Source organism: Rothia uropygialis (genome assembly GCF_004137765.1).
GTDB lineage: Bacteria > Actinomycetota > Actinomycetes > Actinomycetales > Micrococcaceae > Rothia.
In genome coordinates this window covers 1-5,582 of record NZ_NOIS01000008.1, presented here as the reverse complement: position 1 = coordinate 5,582, position 5,582 = coordinate 1, and the positions used below count along the sequence as shown (strand labels likewise).

Here is a 5,582-nt window from a genome sequence, read left to right as displayed (position 1 = left end):
GTTGTTTGAGAACTCAATAGTGTGCTTTGTTTGAATGTTGTACCGAAGTTTTTATTTTTGAATTCTTGTTGGTTTCAACATGACACGGCGGATGTTTGTGTCATCACCCCGTGATGATGGTCCGTCGTGGTTTATTTTGTTGGGCCACGGGTTTTTCTTTTTGTTTTTTAACGGAGAGTTTGATCCTGGCTCAGGACGAACGCTGGCGGCGTGCTTAACACATGCAAGTCGAACGCTGAAGCCTGGTGCTTGCACTGGGTGGATGAGTGGCGAACGGGTGAGTAATACGTGAGTGACCTTCCTTGAACTCTGGGATAAGCCCGGGAAACTGGGTCTAATACCGGATACGACCAGTCCTCGCATGGGGTGCTGGTGGAAAGGGTTTGTACTGGTTCTTGATGGGCTCACGTCCTATCAGCTTGTTGGTGAGGTAATGGCTTACCAAGGCGACGACGGGTAGCCGGCCTGAGAGGGTGACCGGCCACACTGGGACTGAGACACGGCCCAGACTCCTACGGGAGGCAGCAGTGGGGAATATTGCACAATGGGCGCAAGCCTGATGCAGCGACGCCGCGTGAGGGATGACGGCCTTCGGGTTGTAAACCTCTTTCAGCAGGGAAGAAGCGAAAGTGACGGTACCTGCAGAAGAAGCGCCGGCTAACTACGTGCCAGCAGCCGCGGTAATACGTAGGGCGCAAGCGTTGTCCGGAATTATTGGGCGTAAAGAGCTCGTAGGCGGTTTGTCGCGTCTGCTGTGAAAGCCCGGGGCTCAACCCCGGGTGTGCAGTGGGTACGGGCAGGCTAGAGTGCAGTAGGGGAGACTGGAATTCCTGGTGTAGCGGTGAAATGCGCAGATATCAGGAGGAACACCGATGGCGAAGGCAGGTCTCTGGGCTGTTACTGACGCTGAGGAGCGAAAGCATGGGGAGCGAACAGGATTAGATACCCTGGTAGTCCATGCCGTAAACGTTGGGCACTAGGTGTGGGGGACATTCCACGTTTTCCGCGCCGTAGCTAACGCATTAAGTGCCCCGCCTGGGGAGTACGGCCGCAAGGCTAAAACTCAAAGGAATTGACGGGGGCCCGCACAAGCGGCGGAGCATGCGGATTAATTCGATGCAACGCGAAGAACCTTACCAAGGCTTGACATACACTGGATCGCCGTAGAGATACGGTTTCCCTTCGGGGCTGGTGTACAGGTGGTGCATGGTTGTCGTCAGCTCGTGTCGTGAGATGTTGGGTTAAGTCCCGCAACGAGCGCAACCCTCGTTCTATGTTGCCAGCACGTGATGGTGGGGACTCATAGGAGACTGCCGGGGTCAACTCGGAGGAAGGTGGGGACGACGTCAAATCATCATGCCCCTTATGTCTTGGGCTTCACGCATGCTACAATGGCCGGTACAATGGGTTGCGATACTGTGAGGTGGAGCTAATCCCAAAAAGCCGGTCTCAGTTCGGATTGGGGTCTGCAACTCGACCCCATGAAGTCGGAGTCGCTAGTAATCGCAGATCAGCAACGCTGCGGTGAATACGTTCCCGGGCCTTGTACACACCGCCCGTCAAGTCACGAAAGTTGGTAACACCCGAAGCCGATGGCCTAACCCTTTGTGGGGGGAGTCGTCGAAGGTGGGACTGGCGATTGGGACTAAGTCGTAACAAGGTAGCCGTACCGGAAGGTGCGGCTGGATCACCTCCTTTCTAAGGAGCTCAACTGTTTTGGTTGGCCATGCTGGGCACGAGTGTTGTCTGGGTGGTTTGCTCATGGGTGGAATACAATATTCGCGGCAATGGATGTCTCTTCTTTGTGTGGAGGGGTTTGTTGTTTGCTTGCGTGCTGGTGTCCTGTGTGGGTGCTGGTGTGTGGGGATGAAGTGCACTGTTGGGTTTTGAGGCAATGAACTGTTGGTTGGTTGTCTTGTGTGGCCTGGCTTCGTCATGGTGGCTCCTGTGGGGGTTGTTGTGGTGGGGTGATGGGTTTGTTGTTTGAGAACTATATAGTGGACGCGAGCATCTTATGATCCGGCGCCTTGTGGTGTCGGGTTGTGATTGTTTATTTTGAATGCCTTTGTGGTGATCATTTGTGTGTAAATCGTTAAGGGCGCACGGTGGATGCCTGGGCACAAGAAGCCGATGAAGGACGTGTGAATCTGCGATAAGCCTCGGGGAGTCGATAACTGGACTGTGATCCGAGGATTTCCGAATGGGGAAACCCCGCTGCCTGTCAAGGGTAGTGACCCGCATCTGAATGTATAGGGTGTGTGGAGGGAACGGGGGGAAGTGAAACATCTCAGTACCCTCAGGAAGAGAAAATAATAATGATTCTGTGAGTAGTGGCGAGCGAAAGCGGATGAGACTAAACCTGTGGTGTGTGATACCGGTAAGGGGTTGCATCATGGGTGTTGTGGGGTTTGTTTGTACCAGTTCTTACTTGGCTGGTGGTGTTCAGCGTTGTGGTAGGCGAATCATCTGGGAAGGTGGACCGTAGTGGGTGAGAGTCCCGTAGTCGAAATCATGGCGTTGGTGCTTGAGCGAATACCCGAGTAGCACGGGGCTCGTGGAATCTCGTGTGAATCTGCCAGGACCACCTGGTAAGTCTAAATACTTTCTTGTGACCGATAGTGTATCAGTACCGTGAGGGAATGGTGAAAAGTACCCCGTGAGGGGAGTGAAATAGTACCTGAAACCGTGTGCCTACAAGCCGTCAGAGCCTTTTGGGGTGATGGCGTGCCTTTTGAAGAATGAGCCTGCGAGTTAGTGCTGTGTCGCGAGGTTAACCCGTGTGGGGTAGCCGTAGCGAAAGCGAGTCTGAATAGGGCGTTTGAGTGGCATGGTCTAGACCCGAAGCGGAGTGATCTACCCATGGCCAGGTTGAAGCGTGTGTAAGAGCGCGTGGAGGACCGAACCCACTTCAGTTGAAAATGGAGGGGATGAGCTGTGGGTAGGGGTGAAAGGCCAATCAAACTCTGTGATAGCTGGTTCTCCCCGAAATGCATTTAGGTGCAGCGTCGCGTGTTGCTTGCCTGAGGTAGAGCTACTGGTTGGCTGATGGGCCTTTACGGGTTACTGACGTCAGCCAAACTCCGAATGCGGGTAAGTGTAAGCGCGGCAGTGAGACAGTGGGGGATAAGCTTCATTGTCGAGAGGGAAACAGCCCAGATCATCGACTAAGGCCCCTAAGCGTGTGCTAAGTGGGAAAGGATGTGGAGTTGCTGAGACAACCAGGAGGTTGGCTTAGAAGCAGCCATCCTTGAAAGAGTGCGTAATAGCTCACTGGTCAAGTGATTCTGCGCCGATAATGTAGCGGGGCTCAAGCACACCGCCGAAGTCGTGACAATGCATTTTTTGTGTGTTGGGTAGGGGAGCGTCGTGTACTGCGGTGAAGCTGTCGTGTGAACGTATGGTGGAGTGTACGCGAGTGAGAATGCAGGCATGAGTAGCGAATGATGCGTGAGAAACGTATCCGCCGAATGATCAAGGGTTCCAGGGTCAAGCTAATCTTCCCTGGGTTAGTCGGGGCCTAAGGCGAGGCCGACAGGCGTAGTCGATGGATAACGGGTTGATATTCCCGTACCGACGAAGGACCGTCCATACTAAACCGGTGATACTAACCATCCGGGTCATGCTGTGTGCTTCCTTGTGGAGTGCTGGTGTGGTCTGCATGGGGCCTGAGCCGGGGCGGTAAACGCATTAACGGGTGTGACGCAGGAAGGTAGCCGGGCCACGCGGTGGTTGTCGTGGTCTAAGCATGTAGGGCGGGTCGTTGTTAAATGCGCGATCCTTTGGGCCTGAGATGTGATGGGACCCCCTTTGGTGGGGGGATTCGGTGATCCTATGCTGTCGAGAAAAGCATCGGCGTGAGGTTCTAGTTGCCCGTACCCTAAACCGACACAGGTGATCAGGTAGAGAATACTAAGGCGTTCGAGAGAATCATGGTTAAGGAACTCGGCAAAATGCCCCCGTAACTTCGGGAGAAGGGGGACCTTGAGCGTGATCCACCTGCGCGGTGGTGAGCGTGTATGGGTCGCAGAGACCAGGGGGAAGCGACTGTTTATCAAAAACACAGGTCCGTGCGAAGTCGCAAGACGATGTATACGGACTGACTCCTGCCCGGTGCTGGAAGGTTAAGAGGACCCGTTAGATCCTTTGGGGTCGAAGCGGAGAATTTAAGCCCCAGTAAACGGCGGTGGTAACTATAACCATCCTAAGGTAGCGAAATTCCTTGTCGGGTAAGTTCCGACCTGCACGAATGGAGTAACGACTTCCCTACTGTCTCAACCATGAACTCGGCGAAATTGCAGTACGAGTAAAGATGCTCGTTTCGCGCAGCAGGACGGAAAGACCCCGTGACCTTTACTATAGTTTGGTATTGGTGTTCGGTGTGGCTTGTGTAGGATAGGTGGGAGACTGTGAAGTCGCGGCGCTAGTCGTGGTGGAGTCGTTGTTGAAATACCACTCTGGTCATATTGGATGTCTAACCTCGGCCCATGATCTGGGTCAGGGACAGTGCCTGATGGGTAGTTTAACTGGGGCGGTTGCCTCCTAAAGAGTAACGGAGGCGCCCAAAGGTTCCCTCAGCCTGGTTGGCAATCAGGTGTTGAGTGTAAGTGCACAAGGGAGCTTGACTGTGAGACTGGCAGGTCGAGCAGGGACGAAAGTCGGGACTAGTGATCCGGCGGTTCATTGTGGAATGGCCGTCGCTCAACGGATAAAAGGTACCTCGGGGATAACAGGCTGATCTTGCCCAAGAGTTCATATCGACGGCATGGTTTGGCACCTCGATGTCGGCTCGTCGCATCCTGGGGCTGGAGTTGGTCCCAAGGGTTGGGCTGTTCGCCCATTAAAGCGGCACGCGAGCTGGGTTCAGAACGTCGTGAGACAGTTCGGTCCCTATCCGCTGCGTGCGTTGGAGAATTGTGGAGGCCTGTCCTTAGTACGAGAGGACCGGGACGGACGAACCTCTGGTATGTCAGTTGTACCGCCAGGTGCATGGCTGATTGGCTACGTTCGGGAGAGATAACCGCTGAAGGCATCTAAGCGGGAAGCTTGCTTCGAGATGAGTTCTCCTTGCCTCCTTTGAGGGGTGTGAGGCTCCCTGTAGATGACGGGGTTGATAGGCCGGGTATGGAAGCCAGGACGTAAGACTGGTGAAGTTGACCGGTACTAATAGGCCGAAGGTTTATACACATTCGACTCGTTGTGGGTTGGTGTGGTTGTCATGAAGGTTTGATGGATGATCCTGTGATGGGTGTTTGCGTTCACTGTATGGTTTTGGGATAACAATCCTTGGGTGGGTTGTTGTTGTTTGAGGTTTCACCATGCTGGCCCTTGGTAGGGGTGGGTGTGTGTGGTTAGTTTTTCGGTGGTTATGGCAAGAGGGGTACACCCGGTCTCATTCCGAACCCGGTAGTTAAGGCTCTTAGCGCTGATGGTACTGCACCCGGTAGGTGTGTGGGAGAGTAGGTCGCCGCCGAAATGTTTTTGTGGTGTGGTGCGGTGTGCATTGCTGTCCTGTCGTTGTGGTGGGGTGGTGGTGTGCATCGTGCTGCACCTTTTTTGTGTTTAACCCCCTTGTGCTGGCCCCC

Annotated in this window: 3 rRNA genes; all 3 read left to right on the top strand. The window is 54.2% G+C overall.

The annotated features are described in order from the left end of the window. Window positions 1–167 precede the first annotated feature (167 nt). Window positions 168–1,698, top strand: a 16S ribosomal RNA gene (locus EWV35_RS13080). Between the two features lie 384 nt (window positions 1,699–2,082). After that, window positions 2,083–5,184, top strand: a 23S ribosomal RNA gene (locus EWV35_RS13075). 171 nt (window positions 5,185–5,355) lie between these two features. Continuing rightward, window positions 5,356–5,473, top strand: a 5S ribosomal RNA gene (gene rrf, locus EWV35_RS13070). Together the 16S, 23S and 5S rRNA genes form the textbook arrangement of a ribosomal RNA operon. Window positions 5,474–5,582 lie beyond the last annotated feature (109 nt).